This window comes from Paenimyroides marinum (assembly GCF_900108395.1).
Taxonomy (GTDB): Bacteria; Bacteroidota; Bacteroidia; order Flavobacteriales; family Flavobacteriaceae; genus Flavobacterium; species Flavobacterium marinum.
This window is the reverse complement of the sequence record NZ_FNXE01000012.1, coordinates 48582-67661: the sequence shown is the minus strand read 5'-3', so window position 1 is coordinate 67661 and position 19080 is coordinate 48582. Positions and strand designations below refer to the sequence as shown.

Below are 19080 nucleotides of genomic sequence, written 5' to 3'. Positions count from 1 at the left end.
GAAAACTCTTTGCAGATAAAGGCTATATCTCTAAAAAAATTGCAGACATATTATTTGTTGATGGTGTTCATCTAATCACACAGCTTAAAAACAATATGAAAAACTGTTTAATGACCTTGTCTGACAAAATACTATTGAGAAAACGTTCTGTTATTGAAACAGTTAATGATGAATTGAAAAACATGTGTCAAATTGAACATTCAAGACATAGATCTATAGGAAACTTTTTTACAAACCTTATTTCAGGGCTAATTGCTTATTCTTTTTTTCCTAAAAAACCTTCAATACAATATAATGAGCTAAAAACAAATCAGTTAGCAATATTCTGATTATTCGAACTCAGGTTTATAGACTATTTCTTTTACAGAATTAAATTACAAAAACTTCTTTGTTAAATTTTTGAAATAAAAATTGGTTTATTTTATTAGAAAAGTTCTGTTTAGTGATGGTAAAATGTTTTTTTCTTAGATAATATTAGTATTTTATTTGCTTCTCCCTAAAACATATCCAATATAAACCATTGGAACATAAGCGAAAATTAAATCGACACAGTTAAACCACAAAGGTGATTCAGGTAATTGTAAAACCATTGAAATTCCGCCTGCTAAAAATAAAACTCCAATTATCATTGATCCGATAATCGATTTTGGATTTGATAATTTGGTTGCAAGAAAAGCACCTACAAAGGTTCCCAAAGCATGTGCTAAAAAAGGAAAAATAAAATGTTTGGGTTCAAAAAGATGGATTCCGGCAGCTAAACCTTCAGCAGTTTGATTGTCAATTCCTTCCGGCAACGGAATAATTTTACCACTAATCATAATTAATGCCATATTTACAAGAGATCCAATGACCAATCCGGCGATAACGGCTAAAATATTTCTGAATTTTTTCATCATTCTCATTACTTCATCATTCAATTTATAAATTAGTTTCGTTGTAATTCATTCCAGTCAATCTTTACAATTCTATCTTTACTAATCAAAAGTAAAGAAACCTCTCTTTCTAAAGCAGTTCCATAAAAATCTAAATTTATTAAAGTAACATCTTCATATTGAGTAGTAACTGGATTATGCGTATATAAATCGTCAAAAAACAACGGATGTACTATTTTAATTCGGTCTTTATTTATTTTTGCAAGAAAAGTTAAATCAGCTACATTTACAACATATAGCTTTTGATTATTATGATAAAAAAGTGAAAATATCTGAATATCATATAAATCAAAAACTTTTATGAAAGCATTTGATTTATCAGAATACCCTAAAGCTTCTCTATTTTTATTTGTTTTTTTATTACTACGTTTAAGTAAAGTTAATTTTCTGGGATCAGGAACAATTTTTATTTCACTTGATCCAGACATGTGTCCAAGATGTGCCAATATTTCATAACCTTTATCAGATTTTATAACAGTATTTGCACAGGTTGATTCTGTAAAGAATATCTTAGATGTAGCTCTTTCATAAAAGTAAATTGAACCACCCCATTCCCCAAAACAATCTGAATAAACAATAAATTCATTATCATCATATAATTTTGGTTGCTTTTTTAAAGGGGTTCTTTCTTTTAATTCAATCCATTTACTATTACTCCAAACAAATTTACTATTGCCTGATTGAGCAATTAAATTTTTATCAATTACCCAATGATATTTAAATTTTTTAAGGTTTAATTTATTTTCTAATTGAATATTTCTTTCAAAAGTAATAATATCATAACATGCAAATTTTCCATTTTCAAATAAGGAAACAAGATTGTTTTCAAAAATTACGGAATAAGATTTAGGATAATTTTTCATATAATCATAATCATCATCTGACTCATCATATTCTTCTGAATAGTAAGGGTTTTTAAGAATTCTTTCTTCTGTTTTAAAATTAACTTTTTCCTCACTTATTGATAAATTAAAGTTATCTGATTCAAAATTTGTTTTAAATAATAAATTCTTATCTATTATAAATGTACTGTCATTTGTATAATGTTTTGTGAAATGCTTTATAAATTTGTTTTCAAAAGAGTTTATAGAATCTTCTTGTCCAAAACAATTAAACGCAACCAAAAACACAAACAGGGTGTATGTGATTTTATTCATTTAATTAAGATTACTTATTATATAATTTATCGTTGTATTTTTGAATAAACTTTTGTTTTTCCTGTTGTAATTCTTCAATTTTTTCATCTAAATCAAAAGGATTTGTTTCTTCTAATTCTTCATAGGTATAAAAGTTATATTGCATATTTTCTTTTAAATGTTCCAAATGAAATTTATATTCATCTAACAAATAAGCAATTTCTTCTTTTAACTCTTTGTGAAACTCTTTTACGGTTTTTAACTCTTCAAAAATCTGATCGATTGTTTCTTCGGTTTCTGTAAAATTGTACGGAGTATAAATGGGAGTAAGTGATTTAAAATCAGTGTTTTTTTGAAGTGATGCTAAGGTTTTAATAGAGCCAAAATCAAAATTTGAATACTCTTTTAAAAGTTGTTCATTTTCAATAATGTGATTGATAAACTGTACATAAAACGCTTCGGTTTCGGTATCAAAATTATCTAAAGAATAGAAATGTTGCAACAACAAAAAAGCATCGTTATAAAAACCAACCACATCGTCTTTTATAATTTCGGGCGTATAGTTTTCAATGAATTGTTCTACAAATTCTTTAATTGCTACCTTGTTATTTTCCATAATGTTGAAATTTTATGTAAATATATTTCTAATATTTTTATCTTTGAGTACAATGTGATAAAATTAATTATGAAAACAGTTTATGAATTAGACTTACACGAAAGTACCGTTGTAAAAACAGAAATACCCGAATATGAAAATCGTTTAAAACAAATACTTTATTATCGTGTTACCCGTGTTGCAGGAGGTTGGCTTTATAAAAAAATAGGTGTTGATTTTCCGGAAGTTTTTGTGCCTTATACCGATGAATTTAAAAGTAGAAGAGAAGCGGATATGTAATGAAAAAGATGGTTTAATACCATCTTTTTTTATTCTTTTTAGAACCGTCTGATTTTCGTGATTTTGAATTAGAAGATGATTTTTTAGTTTGTTGATTCGTTGCAGAAGATTTTTTATTTCTTAAATCTTTTTTAGCATTCGGGTTTGGTTCGCGCCACGGAAAAGGATTATCTTTTACAACTTTAACCTGCAAACGAATTAGTTTTTCGATATCCTGCCAATACGTTTTCTCGTCCCGACCAACAAACGAAAGAGCCAAACCTTTTTCGCCCGCACGACCTGTTCTTCCAATACGGTGCACGTAAATTTCCGGGATATTGGGTATATCGTAATTAATTACAAACGGCAATTGCTGAATGTCAATTCCGCGCGAAGCCACATCGGTAGCAACTAAAATATCAATGGTTTTGTTTTTAAAATCTTCTAAAATCTTTAAGCGGGTAGTTTGAGATTTATCACCGTGAATGGCATCTGCCTTATAACCTGCTTTTTGTAAAAATTCCATTACATTATCGGCACCGTGTTTTGTTCTTGTAAAAATGAGTATGTTTTGAAGATGTTGTGTTTCAAGAACGTGTTTTAAAAGTTTCTTTTTATCTTCTTTTTCAACCTGATAAACTTTTTGGGTAACATTTGCTGCGGCACTTGAAAGCGGATCTACAGAAACATATTCAGCATTGCTTAAAAATTCGTCGGCAAGTTCACGTACGCCTAAGGGCATTGTTGCGGAGAACATTAATGTTTGACGGTTATCAGGAGTTAATTTAATGATTTTACGTACATCGTTGATAAAGCCCATGTCTAACATTAGATCGGCTTCATCGATAATTAACTGTTGCAATCCATCGGTGTTAATAAATTTTTGTTTGTGTAAATCTAAAAAACGTCCGGGAGTAGCAACTAAAACATCTATACCTTCTTTCAATGTGGTAATTTGTGGCTGCATTGCAACACCGCCATAAATAACGTAGGTTCTGATTTGGGTGTATTTACTTAATGCATCGAAATTTTCTGCAATTTGTATGGCTAATTCACGTGTGGGAGCCAGAATAATGGTACGAATTTGTTTACGTTTTTTACCAGAACCTACGATTCTGTGAATGTGATTTATAACAGGAATGGCAAAAGCAGCCGTTTTTCCTGTTCCCGTTTGGGCACATCCCACCAGGTCTTTCCCTGCAATTAAAGGCGGAATGGCTTTTTCCTGAATAGGAGTAGCGGTAGTGTAACCTAAATCGTTAATAGCTTCGGCAACGTTGTTGTTTAATTCAAATTCGGTAAAATCCATACAGAAAAATTTTAGACAAAATTACATTTTTAATTTCGTACTTTTATCACTTTGTAATACAATCCGATAAAATTTCAGTATATGAAACAACTAATACTTGCTGCAGGATTTTTAATATCTTTAAATAGTTGGTCACAAGAAAAGCCAAAAGTCGATTTTACCACAGCAAACGCATCCATTCGTTTTGAGATTGCCGAACACATGGTTATTGGCGATGTAACTTATCAATTCACAGTGAACGAAATGACAGATTCCATTAAAATTGATGCAAAAAACATGATGATTCAGGGTATTAAATTAAACGGACAAACCCCAAAATATCATTACGACAAAAAGAAAATTGCCTTTACCCAAGGTTTTAAAGAAGGCGATAATACCGTAACCATAAGTTATAAAACCAACCCAAAACAGGCGTTGTATTATGTAGGTTCAGGAACCGATTTGCAGATTTGGACACAAGGTCAGGGAAAATACACCAGTCATTGGTTGCCGAGTTTTGACGATTACAACGAAAAAGTGATTTTTAATACCAAAATTACTTTTGAAACAGGTTATGATGTAATAAGCAACGGAATATTGGATGGAAAAACAACAAGTGGAAAAAATACCACCTGGAGTTATAAAATGACCAAACCCATGAGCTCGTATTTGTTAATGATGGCGATTGGTAAATTTGATAAAAAAACAGAAAAATCAGCTTCGGGAATTACGATTGAAAATTACATTCGTCCGGTTGATGCTTCCAAATACGCAACTACGTACCAGCATACCAAAAAAATATTCGATTTTTTAGAAAATCAAACAGGATATCCTTATCCTTGGCAAATTTACAGAAACATTCCTGTTGAAGATTTTATGTATGGCGGAATGGAAAATACCACTTCGACTATCTTTAGCAGCAATTACGTGGTAGATAACATTGCGGTAAATGATCGTGATTATGTGAACGTTAATGCACATGAAATGGCACACCAATGGTTTGGCGATTTAGTTACGGCAAAATCGGGCAAAGATCATTGGTTGCAAGAAGGTTTTGCAACATATTATGCACTGTTGGCAGAACGTGACATTTACGGCGTAGATCATTTTTACTGGAAAATGTACGAATTGGCAGAAATGGTAACAAAAGATGCTAAAGAGAATAAAAATACGGCTGTTCACAGCGAAAAAGCGACCTCTATTACCTATTATCAAAAAGGAGCGTGGATGTTGTTTTATTTATCAAGTCAGATCGGAGAGACAAATTTTAATACCGCCGTAAAGAACTATTTAAATAAATATGCCTTTAAAAATGCATCAACCGAAGATTTTTTAAACGAAGTTTCAGTAGTTGCTCCAAACTTTAATATGGACAATTACAAACAAAACTGGTTGCAAAATAAGTCGTTTAATACCAAAGATGCTTTGTATTTAATACAAAATTCGCCTTATGTAAAATCTTACTTTGAAGTGCTGGAATTACAACCCAAAGCTTTTGAAACCAAAAAAGAAACATTGTTAAAACTGCTGAAGGACTCTAATACACCGGTGCAAACCAAACGCGAAATTGTTTTTCAATTGCACGAAGTTCCGTACGAAGAAGCAAAAGAGTTTTATCAGACAATTGCACAGTCAACCGATTTAAAGGTGCGTCAGGCGTTGGTACAAATAATCAGTGAAATTCCACCGGCATTTTTAGAAGATTATAAAAAGTTTTTGAACGATAATTCATATATTACCAGAGAAATTGTATTAAAAAACTTGTGGTTGCAAGATGAATCAGGCAGAGCAGATTTATTAAATAAAACGGCATCATGGAAAGGATTCAACGATTACAATCTAAGGATTACCTGGTTGATGTTTGCCTTGGCTACTGAAAATTATAAAAACGATCAAAAAACACATTTGTATTCAGAATTAGAAAATTTTGCTTATATTAAATATACCAGTAATGTGCGTACCAATGCCATAAATGCTATGTGGTATTTGAATAAATATGACAGTAACACCTTGCCACATTTAGTAAATGCACTGGTACATCACGACAGTAGATTTCAAAAATTTGGAAGAGATGCAATTATTCGTTTATGTGAGAGAAAAGAATTTAAAGACCACTTTAAAAAGTTGATTCCTTATCTGCCCCAAGACGAACATGATGCCTTGAAAAAGTTGATTGAGGAGATGTGATTTGTATAATTAAATAAATTTAATATTGTTTCAAACGTGCTCAAATAAAGACTAACTTTTTTTGGCACGTTTTTACTATCTGAATTTTTTGTAACAATAAATTCTTTTAAATTATTCTACTTCATAAATAACTTCGACCCAACCGGTTTTTGGACCATTAATAGATTCAAAACTGTAAAAATAAGTACCTGAAGGTAAAATAGAACCATTATTTGTTTGTCCGTGCCATTGGTTGGTATATCCTTCTCCGTAACTAAAAACTACAGAACCTGATCGGTTGTAAATATTTAGTTTGGTAATACCAAACGGAGTTAAGTCCCAATGGTCATTCATTCCGTCATTATTTGGAGATATTCCTTTTGGAACAGGACAATCGTTATTGTAAACGGTAAACTGGGTTTCGTAAGTACATTGGTTAAAATCAGGATATTCAGAATCAACAAATAAGCTGTTCCCATAAATATATATCGTACGTTGCCCGTAAATAATAGCATCTTCACCATAAGGTTTTAATCTTTTTCCATTTCCATTGGGTTCAGTAAAATAATTATAGCCCAGTGGTAGAGGTTGCAAAATATAAGGTTCACAGCCAATATTGTAATTGTCTTGCAGGGTGATTCGTTTTTTAGAATCAAGATTCAATTCAGATAAAATAAAGCATTGTCTTTCATTTTCAATTCTCAGATAAACAGTTTCGGAATGATTAAAAGGAACTTTATATGCATTTGGGGTTGTTATTGGGTTTGATTTACTTATCGCGTCATTTCGATCGCTGAAAAAAGTGAATTCATAATCGTTTATATTTTCTTCTCCTATAAAATATTCAATTGATTTTTCTAAATCATACACCAAACTATCTGCTGTTTCAATGGCACAAAATTCTGAGTAATCAATTGTAGATGGTGGAAACCCTAAAGTATCTACTTTTAATTTAAGTGGAACCACGATAGGACACTTTCCGTTTACTGAAATTTGTATATAAATGGTTTTTGTTCGTGAAAGATAATTGTTTGGATTGGATATGTAATTTTCGTTATCCTCTAAAGCATCTTCTTGATTCTCATAATATTTGTATTCGGGCTTTGTTTTATTTAAAGCATTAATTTCAGATTCAATTTCTGTAAGGTTAAAATATTCATCTTTTGTTTGATCAAAGTCACACACCTCTAATTCTAAGTCATAATCGGGTATTTCGGCAACTGGATTTACAATAAAAGTTATTTCAGTAACCCGTGCCAATAAACCATTTGCCCGTCTAAACCGAGCATAAATTGTTTTAGGGCTGTCGTCAGTTGAAACGTCATATGGTGAAGATAAAATATTGCTTGAAGTCAATGTTTTGGCATCACTTTCGTTTTCAAAGAAATCAATTGTGAATGTTTTATTGATGTTGTTTATTTCGTCTTTGATATGCTCTAAATCAAAAGACTCTTTACCGTCTTTATCCCAGTCGCAAACTTCATAGATTTTTCCGATAACACTACAATTCAATACAGCATCACCACCAAAAGATAAATCATAGCTAACAACAGAACTTTCCCAGTGATCAATTGCAATCAAAATGCCATCTCCGGGTACTACGTCATACCATCTCACCATTCCAGGTACATTCCCTGTATTAGGAGGTGAAACACCTGCACCTTCACAAAGCTCTATGGGTTCTAACATAGACAAACCTATATCAGGTGTGGTAATACCTATAATTGTGTTTTGAGAACCACGATCGCTGGGACCTAAATTAAATAAGTTAGGGTTTAACCATGAGGCAAAATCAAAATCAACCATTGCGTTTGGTGTTACTGTAAATGTAAATGTGGAACCCGATTCAATTTCTACATAGTACAAAGTAATATCGCTTGATAATGCCAAAAAACTACAAGAAGTATATAAATTATTGTAAATATTTGTAGTAGGTGTGGTACCTTGAACGCTTTGGTTTGAACAAAGATTAATTACATGAGATGGGTCTATACTTTGACTGTATAAAAAATTAAGACTTAAAATAAATAATAATTGAGTAAATATTTTTTTCATAGTATCAAAATTTACCCATAAATATAAAAAAAATAATAATAGATTAATTTTTAAGGTTGATTATTTCTGAAATTTCGTTACAAATACTGTTAATTTTTTTGTTGTTTACATCAATTTTATACTGAGAGAAATTATAAAAATAAGATCGTTCAAATAAGTGTTGAGCAATAAATGAAGGCAAATCATCTATATTATTTAATAAAGGTCTGTTTTTGGCATCTTTTAAACGATTTACTAAAGTAGTAATATTAGCTTTTAGATAAAATGACAAAACATTATTATTTTGTAAAAGTAAATGATTGTTAGCATAACAAGGCGTACCTCCTCCTAAACTTATTATTATAGGAGTGTTTAGATTTAACAACTCATTTAACCAGTTGTGTTCCTGTTTTCTGAAATAAATTTCACCTTTTGTTTTAAAAATTTCCTGGATCGATAAATTTTCTTTTTCTTCAATATAAGTGTCTAAATCTACAAACGGCAATCCGGTTAAAAGGCTCAAATTTTTGCCAATCGTTGTTTTGCCACTTCCCATATATCCCACTAAAATAATTTTTTGCATTGTAAAAGATGAAAAATATATACTTATTTAGATTTTTTACTGCCATCCGCCACCTAAGGTTTTATAGAGTTGGATGCGTGCGGTAAGTTTATTTTTACGAATTCTGTTTAAATTAAGTTCATTTTCTAAGGCACTTCTTTGTGCGTTGATAACTTCTAAATACGTAGCAAAACCACTGTTAAATAATAAATTGGATTGTCTAACCGCTAAACTTGAATTTACAACTTGTTCTTCGGCTATTTCTAATTGTTCATCAATTGTTTTAATTACAACCAATGCGTCAGTTACTTCATTTATGGCTTTGTTCACTGTTTGTTGTAAAGAAATTTCAGTTTTGTCTCGTTCTATTAAAGCGATTTCGTATGCTGTTTTTAATTTCTTTTTATTAAAAACGGGAGCGGTAACACCACCAATAACAGAACCAAACAATGCACCCGGGATATTAAACCAATTTTCAGGAAGCATACTGTTTACACCGCCTCCCAAATCAATTTTTAACGACGGGTATTTTTGTTTTTGAGTGATCCCTGCGTTTGCATTGGCAGATAACAAATCAAGTTCGGCAGAGCGTATATCCGGACGGTTTTGTAAAAGCTGCAAAGGAACGCCTTCTGTTAAAGTATCCTGATAAAAATAGTTTTCTAATTTCTTTGAAGAAATATCTATATTTTTTGGAAAACTTCCTACTAAAAAATTCAATTGATTTTCTTGTAAGGCAATTTGTTGTTTCAATGACGGAATCAAAGCTTTTGCAGTTAACATTTGCGATTTTGTCTGTTGTTTTGCCAATGCCGTAATCTGTCCGGCTTCATATTGTAATTGAATGATATCCAAAGTATTTTTAGATAATTCAAAGTTTGTCTGGGCAACTTCTAATTGTGCATTTAAAAGAATTAAATTATAATATCCTTCAGCGATTTGAGAGATAAGGTTTGTTTGTATTGCTTTTCTTGCTTCTGTTGTTCCCAGATAATCATTTAAAGCGATTTGTTTCTGATCTTTAAATTTTCTCCAAATATCTATTTCCCAACTTACCGAAATACCGCTCATGTTTTGCATGGTATAATTATACATATTTTTGGGTGGTTCGGTTCCTTTTTCGGCATACCAGTTGCCAGATGGATTACTATAAAAATCTTCTGAGCGGTATTGATATGCCATGTTTCCTAATGTGGCATCTACATCTGGCAACCAGTTTAGTTTTGCCTGATTTGCTTTTAGTTGAGCAATTTCTATATTTTTTAATGCCGATCGCATGTCAAAATTATTCTCAATTCCTTGTTTTATCAAAGCGATCAACTGCTCATCATTGAAAAAATCTTCCCATTGAATCAACGCAATATTTGCTGAGTCGGTTTCAGTTATGCTATCGTTTGTGATGTAAATATCAGGAACTTCAACATTGTATTCGTAATCGTTTTTTAGTGAATTACAAGAAACAATACTCAATGAAACCAGAATTCCGAAGCTTATATATTTTATCTTTTGACTATTCTTCTTCATAAGTAACTTTTGATTTTAAATGTTCGTCAAACGTTTGAAAAAAATAAAACAATACCGGGATAAATAAAATCCCGCAGATCACACCTATAAGCATTCCGCCTGCAGCACTGATACTGATCGATTTATTTCCTATTGCTGATGGTCCCACAGTAAACATCAATGGAATTAATCCGGCAATAAAAGCAAACGATGTCATTAAAATTGGGCGTAACCTCATTTTTGCACCTTCGGCTGCTGCCTGAATAATTTGCATTCCTTTTTTGCGTTGCTGTAATGCAAATTCTACAATCAGGATAGCATTTTTGGCAAGTAATCCAATCAACATAATTAACCCTACCTGTACATAGATATTGTTTTCTAATCCCACTAAATTAATAAATCCATAGACACCTAAAAAACCGGTAGGAACTGAAATCAAGATCGCTAAAGGCAATAAAAAGCTTTCGTATTGAGCCGCCAGAAGGAAATAAACAAACAAAATACTGATTCCAAAAATGTAAAGTGCCTGACTTCCTGAAGATTTTTCTTCTAAAGTCATTCCTGTAAATTCATACGAATAATTTCCGGGCAATTTTTTTGAAACTTCTTCTACAGCTTTAATAGCATCACCAGTTGAATACCCATCGGCAGGTGTTGCTTTTATTGAAATGGAATTGAACAAATTATATCTGTTTACCGTTTCGGGGCCATATACTTTTCGCAATTTAACCAATGTATTTGCGGGCAACATTTCCCCTTTTTTATTTTTTACAAAGATGGAATTAAACGTTTCGGGTGCATTTCTAAAATCAACATCAGCTTGCATATACACACGATACTGACGACCAAAACGTGAAAAATCTCCAGCCTGTACACGACCGTAATACGCCCGAATGGTATTCATTAAATCTTTAATATTAACCCCGAGTGCTTTTGCTTTGATGTAATCAATATCTAAAGCGTATTGCGGAAAATTGGCATTAAAAGATGTGAAAGCATTGCTTATTTCTTCACGCTTGTTTAATTCTTTAATCAGGTTTTGAGCTGTTTCATCGAATTTGTCAAATCCGGCACTTAAACGATCCTGCAATACAAACTCCACCCCGCTAAAATCTCCAAATCCTTGAACGGTGGGTCTGGGAAACACACTAAATTTACCTTCGTTTAATTTGTTTAATTCTGATTGGTATAAATTAATAATTTCGTTGATGTTTTTTATCTTACCACGTTCTTTATAAGGTTTTAAATTGATGTATCCCACAGCAAAAGAAGGGCTTGTAGCGGCATCAATGGTATTATATCCTGATATATTTGTCATACCGCCAATTTCAGGACGGTTTTTTAAAATGCTATCTGCTTGTGCCAAAACAGTTTTAGTTCTTGCAAGTGATGCACCGGCAGGCATGGTGATAGAATAGGTTAAAAAACTATCGTCTTCTGTAGGAATAAAGCTTGTAGGCGTACGCATCATTAAAACGGCACCTGTTAAAATTACTGCAACCATTGCTAATAAAGTAACAACCGGTTTTTTTAATAACTTTTGAAGGAAGTGAATATATAAATGTGTAAATCGATCAAAATATACATTGAATTTTTTAAAGAATTTCTTTTTAGATTTATCAAAGCTTTTGATAAATTTAGGTCTTTGATCTCCTTTAAATTTTATATCTTTTTGAATGCTGTGTCCTCTTCGTAAAAATAAAGCACATAATGCCGGGGTAAAAGTTAAGGCGTTTACAGCCGATAACAAAATGGCAATTGCCAACGTGTACGCAAACTGCTGATAAAAAATTCCCGCAGGTCCCTGCATAAACCCAACAGGTAGAAAAACGGCAGCCATAACCATTGTAATAGATAAGATGGCACTTTTTATTTCGCCCATTGTTTCCAATGTTGCTTGTTTGGCGGTAAGACCTGTATCGTGCATTTTTTCGTGAATAGCTTCTACCACTACAATGGCATCATCAACCACAATACCAATTGCCAGAACCAATGCAAACATTGTTAAAATATTAATTGAAAAACCTAACAAATAAATGAAAAACAGGGTTCCCAATAAGGAAACCGGAATGGCAATGGCAGGAATAAGTGTTGATCTGAAATCTTGTAAAAAGATGAAAACAATAACGAATACTAAAATAAATGCCTCAAAAATAGTATGTTTTACCTGGCTGATTGATTCATCGATCTGATCTTTTACAGAATAGGTAATATCGTATTTGATTCCATTTGGAAACGTTTGGGAAATTTTTTCCAATACCTCGCGGATACCTACATCAATATCACGGGCATTTGAACCACTTGTTTGAGTAATATTCAGCGTTAATCCCGGGTAACCATTTACACTGTTGTCACTCCCCACATTTGATGCACCAAATTCTACACGGGCAACATCTCTTAAAAATAGGAAAGATCCGTCTTCATTGGTTTTGATAACAAGGTTTTCATATTCTTCAGGCAAGTTGAACCTACCGCTGTGACGTAAGGTGGTTTCAAAAACTTCATCAGACGTTTCACCGAATTTTCCCGGAGCAATCTCAAAACTTTGATCTTTTATAGCAGCAATAACTTCTTGTGGTGTAACGTTATACAATGCTAATTTTTCTGGGTTTAACCAGGTACGCATTGAATAATCTCGTGCCCCCACACGTGAAACGGCAGCAACGCCGGGTACCCGTAATAATTCTCTGTTTAGATTAATTTGAGAAAAAGCCTGTAAAAAAGTTTCGTCATAAATTTGTTCGGGATGGTCGCTGAAAATATTAATAGTCATAATATTACCGCTTTGGCGAGGCGTAACGGTAATTCCTGCTTCGTTTACTTCACTGGGAATTTGTCCGGTAGCTTTAGAAACACGGTTTTGTACATTTACTGCAGCCTGATCCGGATTAGTCCCGGCTTCAAAATTAATGGTGATATTTCCTGAACCACTGTTACTTGCCTTTGACGAAATATAGGTCATTCCATCTACGCCGTTGATTGCCTCTTCGATAGGTAATAACACGCTTTCTGCAACGGTTTCCGCACTTGCTCCAGGATACGATAAACTAACGCTAACACTTGGAGGTGCAATTTCAGGGAAACGGGTAATGGGTAGCATTTGGCTTCCAATAATTCCCAATAATACCAATATAATAGATATTACGGCAGACAAGATAGGTCTGGTAATGATACTCTTCAGCATAAAATAAGAATTTTTTTAGATTTGGGGAATTACTCGCATTCCTTCAGAAAGCTTATTGAAACCGGTTTTTATTACGACATCACCACGTTTTAAACCATCAGAAACAATGAAGTCTTTATTGGCAATACCATCGATTTTAATTTCTTTCAGAATTACTTTATTTTCTTTATTTAATAAATGAACAAATGTTTTATCCTGAATGTTTGTGGTAATCTCTTGCGGAATAAGAATCACGTTTTTACGGGTTTCCTGAATTTTTATGGTTCCGGTATTACCAGAACGCATTAAATCTTCTGAATTTGGAAAACTTGCACGCAAAGAAATAGCTCCGGTACTTTTATTAATCTGCCCGCTAATGGCATCAATTTTACCTTTTTCTTTGTACTCAATTCCATCGGCTAAAATCAACGACGCGTTTGGCAATAGTGTTCCTAATGAAGTTTGAGTTGCTAACGAATCATTTTCTAAATTTTGTGCCTTAGAGAAATGAAGAAAATCACTTTCGCTCATAGCAAAATATACATAAACTTCACTAACGTCTGACAAATAAGTTAAAGGTTCTTTATCAGATTTAGACACAAGGTTCCCCACACGTTTAGGTATTCGTCCAATATATCCGCTAACTGATGCTTTTATCACAGTGAAATCAACATTAATTTGGGCAGATCCCACAGCCGCCGATGCTTTTGCTAATGATGCTTTTGCTACCTCATAGTCAGATTTTGCTTTTTCTAACTGTACTGGTGCAATTACTTCGTTATCAATCAATGGTTTTAAACGATCGATTTCTAATTTGGCATTTTTAAGTTTTGCTTTTTCAACATTTTCGTTGGCAAGTGCGTTATTATAAATTTCGTTATAAGCCGATGCATCAATTTTAAACAATGGCTGACCAGCTTTAACGTAATCACCTTCATCTACATATATTTCCTGCAAAATACCTTCTACTTGCGGACGCAGTTCCACATTGATTTTACCTTCAATGCTTCCCATGTAATCTTTGGTAATAATTGCTGTTGTGGTATCAATCTTTATAGCAGGAAGCGTTAAGTCGTTAGAAGAATCTTTATCTGCGCCAATAGTATTTTGACACGAAAAGAAAAATCCGCTACCAATTAAAAGTGCAGCATAAAGTGTTGCTTTCAATTTTTTATTTTTTTTATTTAATATCTGTATGTTCATCATATGTTTTACTAAGTAACTGATTACCTTCAAGTATACTGCCATTTTTATATATAATACAATAATTAACAGTCATTTTTAGAAAAAATTAGCAATTTTATTTATCTAAGGTATTGAATAATAATGACATTTCTTTTAAAATTGCTAATGTATTGTTAAAAGACTGAGCTATCAATCAATAGGTCTATAAAGAGCTTACCGTGGTTTTTTTGTGTAAAATATCTACAAATATCTGAATAATTTATTATATTTAAAGTTGAGAAAATCATTAATTATGCTTGTTAAAGTATTTGGTAGTGCAGTTTTTGGCATTAATGCAACTACAATAATTATCGAAGTTAATATTGATAAAGGTATTGGCTACCATTTAGTTGGTTTGCCTGACAATGCAGTAAAAGAGTCAAGCTACCGTATTGCAGCGGCTTTATCTAATATTGGATATCAGTTACCAGGAAAAAAAATAACCATAAATATGGCGCCTGCCGATTTGCGTAAAGAAGGGTCTGCGTACGATTTACCCTTGGCAATTGGGATTTTGGCAGCTTCTGGGCAGTTAAAAAAAAACGATTTTACTAATAACATGATTATGGGCGAATTATCGTTAGACGGATCAGTTCAGCCGATTAAAGGAGCATTGCCTATTGCAATTCAGGCAAAAAGCGATGGCTTTACCGATATTTTCCTTCCGCAGCACAATGTTCAGGAAGCTGCAATTGTAGAAGGGTTGAATGTGTATGCGGTTGAAAATATAGCCGATTTAATCAATCATTTTGAAGGAAAAAAAGCACTTAAACCTGCAGCAATTTTTCAGGACGAAGTTTTTAATATAGATAATGATTTTTCTTTATTGGATTTTGCAGAAGTAAAAGGACAAGAAAATATTAAACGCGCATTAGAGATTGCCGCTGCCGGAGGGCATAATATCTTATTGATTGGTCCGCCCGGTTCAGGAAAAACGATGTTGGCAAAACGTTTGCCGAGTATTTTACCACCAATGACTTTAGACGAGGCTTTAGAAACGACTAAAATACACAGCGTAGTGGGCAAAGCCCAAAATGTGGGTTTGATAAAAAAACGTCCGTTTCGTTCACCACATCACACTGCTTCAAGTGTTTCATTGGTAGGAGGAGGAAGTTATCCGCAGCCGGGCGAGATTTCTCTGGCTCATAACGGTGTGTTGTTTTTAGATGAATTGCCCGAATTTAAACGAGAGGTTTTAGAAGTGATGCGCCAACCGTTAGAAGACCGTGAAGTAACCATTTCGCGAGCTAAATTTACTGTTTCGTACCCGTCGTCATTTATGTTGGTGGCAAGTATGAATCCAAGTCCGAGTGGTTATTTTATGAACGATAAGGGGTTAAGTCAATCATCAGCTCAAGAGATGAACCGTTATTTAAACAAAATTTCAGGCCCTTTGTTAGACCGAATTGATCTGCACATTGAAGTCAACCCTGTTCCGTTTGAAAAATTGGCTGAAAAATCAACGTCTGAAAAAAGTGAAGAAATCAGAAAAAGAGTGATAAAGGCACGTTCTGTTCAATCAAACCGATTTAAAGAGTATAACGGTGTACACTACAACGCACAGATGCCTACCAAATTAATAAGTGCTTTTTGCGAATTAGATCAAACATCGTTAAACCTGCTGCAAACAGCAATGGATAAATTAAATTTATCAGCACGGGCTTATGACCGGATTTTAAAAGTTGCCCGAACTATTGCCGATTTGGAATTGTCTGAAAAAATAAAACCCCGGCATATTGCAGAGGCTATTCAGTACCGAAGTTTAGACCGTGATTTGTGGACGAACGCTTAATCAATCTGTTCGCTAATATGTATGTATAAACTATATGCAACAATGTAATTTAATGGTAAGGTTAAAATAATCCCTATTCCCAAAAATAAAATTCCAATCAATGATAAAAAGTACGTAACACTAATAAAGAAGATTAAAAAGCCCGGTTTTTGATTTACCAACGAAATACTTTTTTGAATGCTTTTTCTTACACCTGAATTAGCTATATAAATTGCAGGAATGGCAAAATACGTTAAAAATTGTAACAACAGGCTAATGCCAAAACCAACCAGTGAAAAACCGGCAAGATCTAACAAATAAGAAAAACCGGTACTTACCATTTGAACCAGTACAATTACATTGAGTACTTTTAACCCTTGTTTACTGAAAATACTTTTAAAAGCATTGCTAATATCAGAGTAGGGAAGAACCAATCCTTTTTTTATGATGCCGTAAATGCCGCTTAAAAAATAATGCATCAGCATACTAACACCCATATTTAAAAGCATTATTTCGGTAGCTTTTGAAACAAGCAGCTCTTCAACAAGCACAGGGTTTGATAATCTGAAGAATTCTTTAGGCGAATCAAATAGCAGGAATAATCCAATAGCGTACAGAACAAAGACAATTATAAAAACAAGTAAAATATATAAACCGCTAACAACCGCCGTTTTTCTTGCAGTTAAGATGATTTGTTCAGATAATTTTTGTTGATCGATTTCGTAATTCATAAAATAAAAAATGCTCTGTAAAAGTACGAAGCATTTTTTAAATAGTTACCGTTTAATATTGAATACTCTTGTAAATAGTATTAATATCACCTTGGTTGATATCGCCTGTATTATAACCCTTCATAAACCAAGCCTTACGCTCTGCCGATGTTCCGTGGGTAAATGTTTCGGGTTGTACATGCCCTTGCATTTTGCTTTGAATGGCATCATCACCAACTGCTTGTGCGGCACTAATAGCCTCTTCAATATCGCCGGCTTCCAGTTTTTCTTTGTTGTAACTTGCCCAGATTCCCGCATAAAAATCTGCTTGCAGTTCCTGAGCAACAGATAATTTATTGGCTCCAGCCTTACTTTTTCCTTGTTGTGCTTGTCGAACCTGTTGATTGGTTCCTACTAAAGTTTGTATGTGATGTCCCACTTCGTGTGCAATTACATAAGCAATGGCAAAATCACCTTTTTGAGCACCAAACCGGGAGTGTAATTCTTCAAAGAAACGCAAATCCATATAAACTTTTTGATCAGCCGGACAATAAAACGGACCAGCCGCCGATGTTGCCGAACCACAAGCTGTGTTTACGCCATCATCAAATAAAACCATTCCGGGTTCCTGATATTTTTGTCCGTTTTTAGCAAAAATTTGTGCCCATGTTTCGTTGTTGTAAACAAATACCGCTTCAGAAAATTGTCCTAAGGTGATTTCTTCTTCAGACAATTCCCGTGTTTGAACTTGTTCAGACGATTGTGTGGTACCTTGTGTTTGATTTAATATGGTACCGATAACCTGACCAGTTTCACCGCCAAACATGGTTAGCAACAAGGCAACAATACCAATGATACCACCGCCAACAATTGCTTTACCACCGCCTGACATACCACGACGATCCTCAAAACCTTCTGATTTTCTTCTTTCCCATTTCATATCTTAAATTTTTATCTAATTTACTGTTTTTATATGTTTTTCCAAATAATATCGTCAGGAACCGGTGCAATTATTTTTAATTTTTCTTTTGTGACAGGATGTGTCAGTACTAATTTTCGTGCGTGTAAATGAATGCCTCCATCCGGATTACTGCGGTCAAAACCATATTTTAAATCGCCTTTTATTGGGCAGCCAATAGCTGACAACTGACAGCGGATTTGATGATGACGACCTGTATGCAGATTAATTTCTAATGCAAAATAAGAGTTTAATTTTTGAATGATCTTATAATCTAAAATAGCTTTTTTACTGTCTTTAACTTCTTTTAGATGTGCTTTTGAAGTGTTTTTTTTGGGGTTGCGGGTTAAGTAATGAATCAGCGTATCGCTTTCTTTTGGAGGATTATTTTTCACCACAGCCCAATAAGTTTTCTGTGTTTCACGGTTTTTGAACAAATCGTTTAAACGCGTTAATGCTTTTGATGTTTTAGCGAATAATACGACTCCGGAGGTGGGTCTGTCTAATCGGTGAACAACCCCTAAATAAACCGCCCCGGGTTTGTTGTACTTTTCTTTAAGGTATTCTTTTACCACTTCATTTAAAGGTTTGTCACCGGTTTCATCGCCTTGTACAATATCGCCTACACGTTTATTTACCACAATAATATGGTTATCTTCAAATAAAACTTGTAAATTATCTTTTGTAGAGTAGATTTTCATGATATAAAAAAGGTTGTCTGAAAAATTCTTTATGTCATTCCGGACATGACTCCGACCA

The 19080-nt window shown here is 33.4% G+C and carries 16 protein-coding genes; 4 read left to right on the top strand and 12 right to left on the bottom strand.

The genetic code is table 11. The features are described 5' to 3' along the window. Positions 1-329, top strand: a 329-nt coding sequence (locus BLW20_RS05815) for a transposase (protein WP_143037740.1), incomplete at its 5' end; no start/stop codon positions are given. Positions 330-482: 153 nt separating this feature from the next. Here BLW20_RS05815 and BLW20_RS05810 read toward each other — a convergent pair. Genes BLW20_RS05810 through BLW20_RS05800 form a run of 3 tightly spaced genes read right to left on the bottom strand, consistent with a single transcriptional unit; the run spans position 483 to position 2684 of the window. Beyond that, on the bottom strand, positions 483-917 hold the full coding sequence (locus BLW20_RS05810; protein WP_245725281.1) for a hypothetical protein: 435 nt from the start codon (positions 915-917) through the stop codon (positions 483-485). A gap of 8 nt (positions 918-925) precedes the next feature. Then, complete coding sequence (locus BLW20_RS05805; RefSeq protein WP_091097328.1) at positions 926-2089, bottom strand: hypothetical protein; 1164 nt, start codon at positions 2087-2089, stop codon at positions 926-928. 10 nt (positions 2090-2099) lie between these two features. After that, positions 2100-2684, bottom strand: a complete 585-nt coding sequence (locus BLW20_RS05800) for a hypothetical protein (RefSeq protein ID WP_091097326.1) — start codon at positions 2682-2684, stop codon at positions 2100-2102. A 69-nt stretch (positions 2685-2753) separates the two neighbouring features. Here BLW20_RS05800 and BLW20_RS05795 point away from each other — a divergent pair, with 69 nt between their 5' ends. Continuing rightward, positions 2754-2963 carry a hypothetical protein gene (locus tag BLW20_RS05795; protein WP_091097324.1) on the top strand — a complete coding sequence of 70 codons (210 nt, stop codon included), beginning with the start codon at positions 2754-2756 and terminating at the stop codon, positions 2961-2963. Positions 2964-2976: 13 nt separating this feature from the next. On the opposite strand, the gene BLW20_RS05790 is transcribed toward BLW20_RS05795, so the two are convergent. After that, positions 2977-4251: a DEAD/DEAH box helicase gene (locus BLW20_RS05790; protein WP_091097322.1), complete on the bottom strand. Its 1275-nt coding sequence runs from the start codon at positions 4249-4251 to the stop codon at positions 2977-2979. Between the two features lie 81 nt (positions 4252-4332). On the opposite strand from BLW20_RS05790, the gene BLW20_RS05785 reads away from it, so the two are divergent. Continuing rightward, complete coding sequence (locus BLW20_RS05785) at positions 4333-6417, top strand: M1 family metallopeptidase (protein WP_091097320.1); 2085 nt, start codon at positions 4333-4335, stop codon at positions 6415-6417. A gap of 111 nt (positions 6418-6528) precedes the next feature. On the opposite strand, the gene BLW20_RS05780 is transcribed toward BLW20_RS05785, so the two are convergent. The 5 genes from BLW20_RS05780 to BLW20_RS05760 are packed head-to-tail and all read right to left on the bottom strand — an operon-like array spanning position 6529 to position 14825. Beyond that, positions 6529-8451, bottom strand: a complete 1923-nt coding sequence (locus BLW20_RS05780) for a T9SS type B sorting domain-containing protein (RefSeq protein ID WP_091097318.1) — start codon at positions 8449-8451, stop codon at positions 6529-6531. Positions 8452-8494: 43 nt separating this feature from the next. Then, positions 8495-9013, bottom strand: coding sequence for a shikimate kinase (locus BLW20_RS05775; protein WP_091097316.1), 519 nt, complete (start codon positions 9011-9013; stop codon positions 8495-8497). A 36-nt stretch (positions 9014-9049) separates the two neighbouring features. Next, on the bottom strand, positions 9050-10516 hold the full coding sequence (locus BLW20_RS05770; protein ID WP_091097314.1) for an efflux transporter outer membrane subunit: 1467 nt from the start codon (positions 10514-10516) through the stop codon (positions 9050-9052). Then, positions 10503-13679, bottom strand: a complete 3177-nt coding sequence (locus tag BLW20_RS05765) for an efflux RND transporter permease subunit (protein WP_091097312.1) — start codon at positions 13677-13679, stop codon at positions 10503-10505. The genes BLW20_RS05770 and BLW20_RS05765 overlap by 14 nt, the downstream gene beginning before the upstream one ends. A gap of 15 nt (positions 13680-13694) precedes the next feature. After that, positions 13695-14825 (bottom strand): efflux RND transporter periplasmic adaptor subunit, encoded by a 1131-nt coding sequence (locus BLW20_RS05760; protein ID WP_245725280.1) that lies wholly within the window; start codon positions 14823-14825, stop codon positions 13695-13697. Between the two features lie 310 nt (positions 14826-15135). Here BLW20_RS05760 and BLW20_RS05755 point away from each other — a divergent pair, with 310 nt between their 5' ends. Next, positions 15136-16674: a YifB family Mg chelatase-like AAA ATPase gene (locus tag BLW20_RS05755; protein WP_091097307.1), complete on the top strand. Its 1539-nt coding sequence runs from the start codon at positions 15136-15138 to the stop codon at positions 16672-16674. Here the strand turns inward: BLW20_RS05755 and BLW20_RS05750 are convergent. The 3 genes from BLW20_RS05750 to BLW20_RS05740 are packed head-to-tail and all read right to left on the bottom strand — an operon-like array spanning position 16671 to position 19022. Further along, entirely contained in the window at positions 16671-17384 is a 714-nt protein-coding gene (locus tag BLW20_RS05750; RefSeq protein ID WP_091097305.1) for a hypothetical protein, read from the bottom strand. The genes BLW20_RS05755 and BLW20_RS05750 overlap by 4 nt on opposite strands. Positions 17385-17436: 52 nt before the next feature. Then, complete coding sequence (gene ypfJ, locus BLW20_RS05745; RefSeq protein ID WP_091097303.1) at positions 17437-18303, bottom strand: KPN_02809 family neutral zinc metallopeptidase; 867 nt, start codon at positions 18301-18303, stop codon at positions 17437-17439. 29 nt (positions 18304-18332) lie between these two features. Then, positions 18333-19022, bottom strand: coding sequence for an RluA family pseudouridine synthase (locus BLW20_RS05740; RefSeq protein ID WP_091097301.1), 690 nt, complete (start codon positions 19020-19022; stop codon positions 18333-18335). Between the last annotated feature and the right edge of the window lie 58 nt (positions 19023-19080).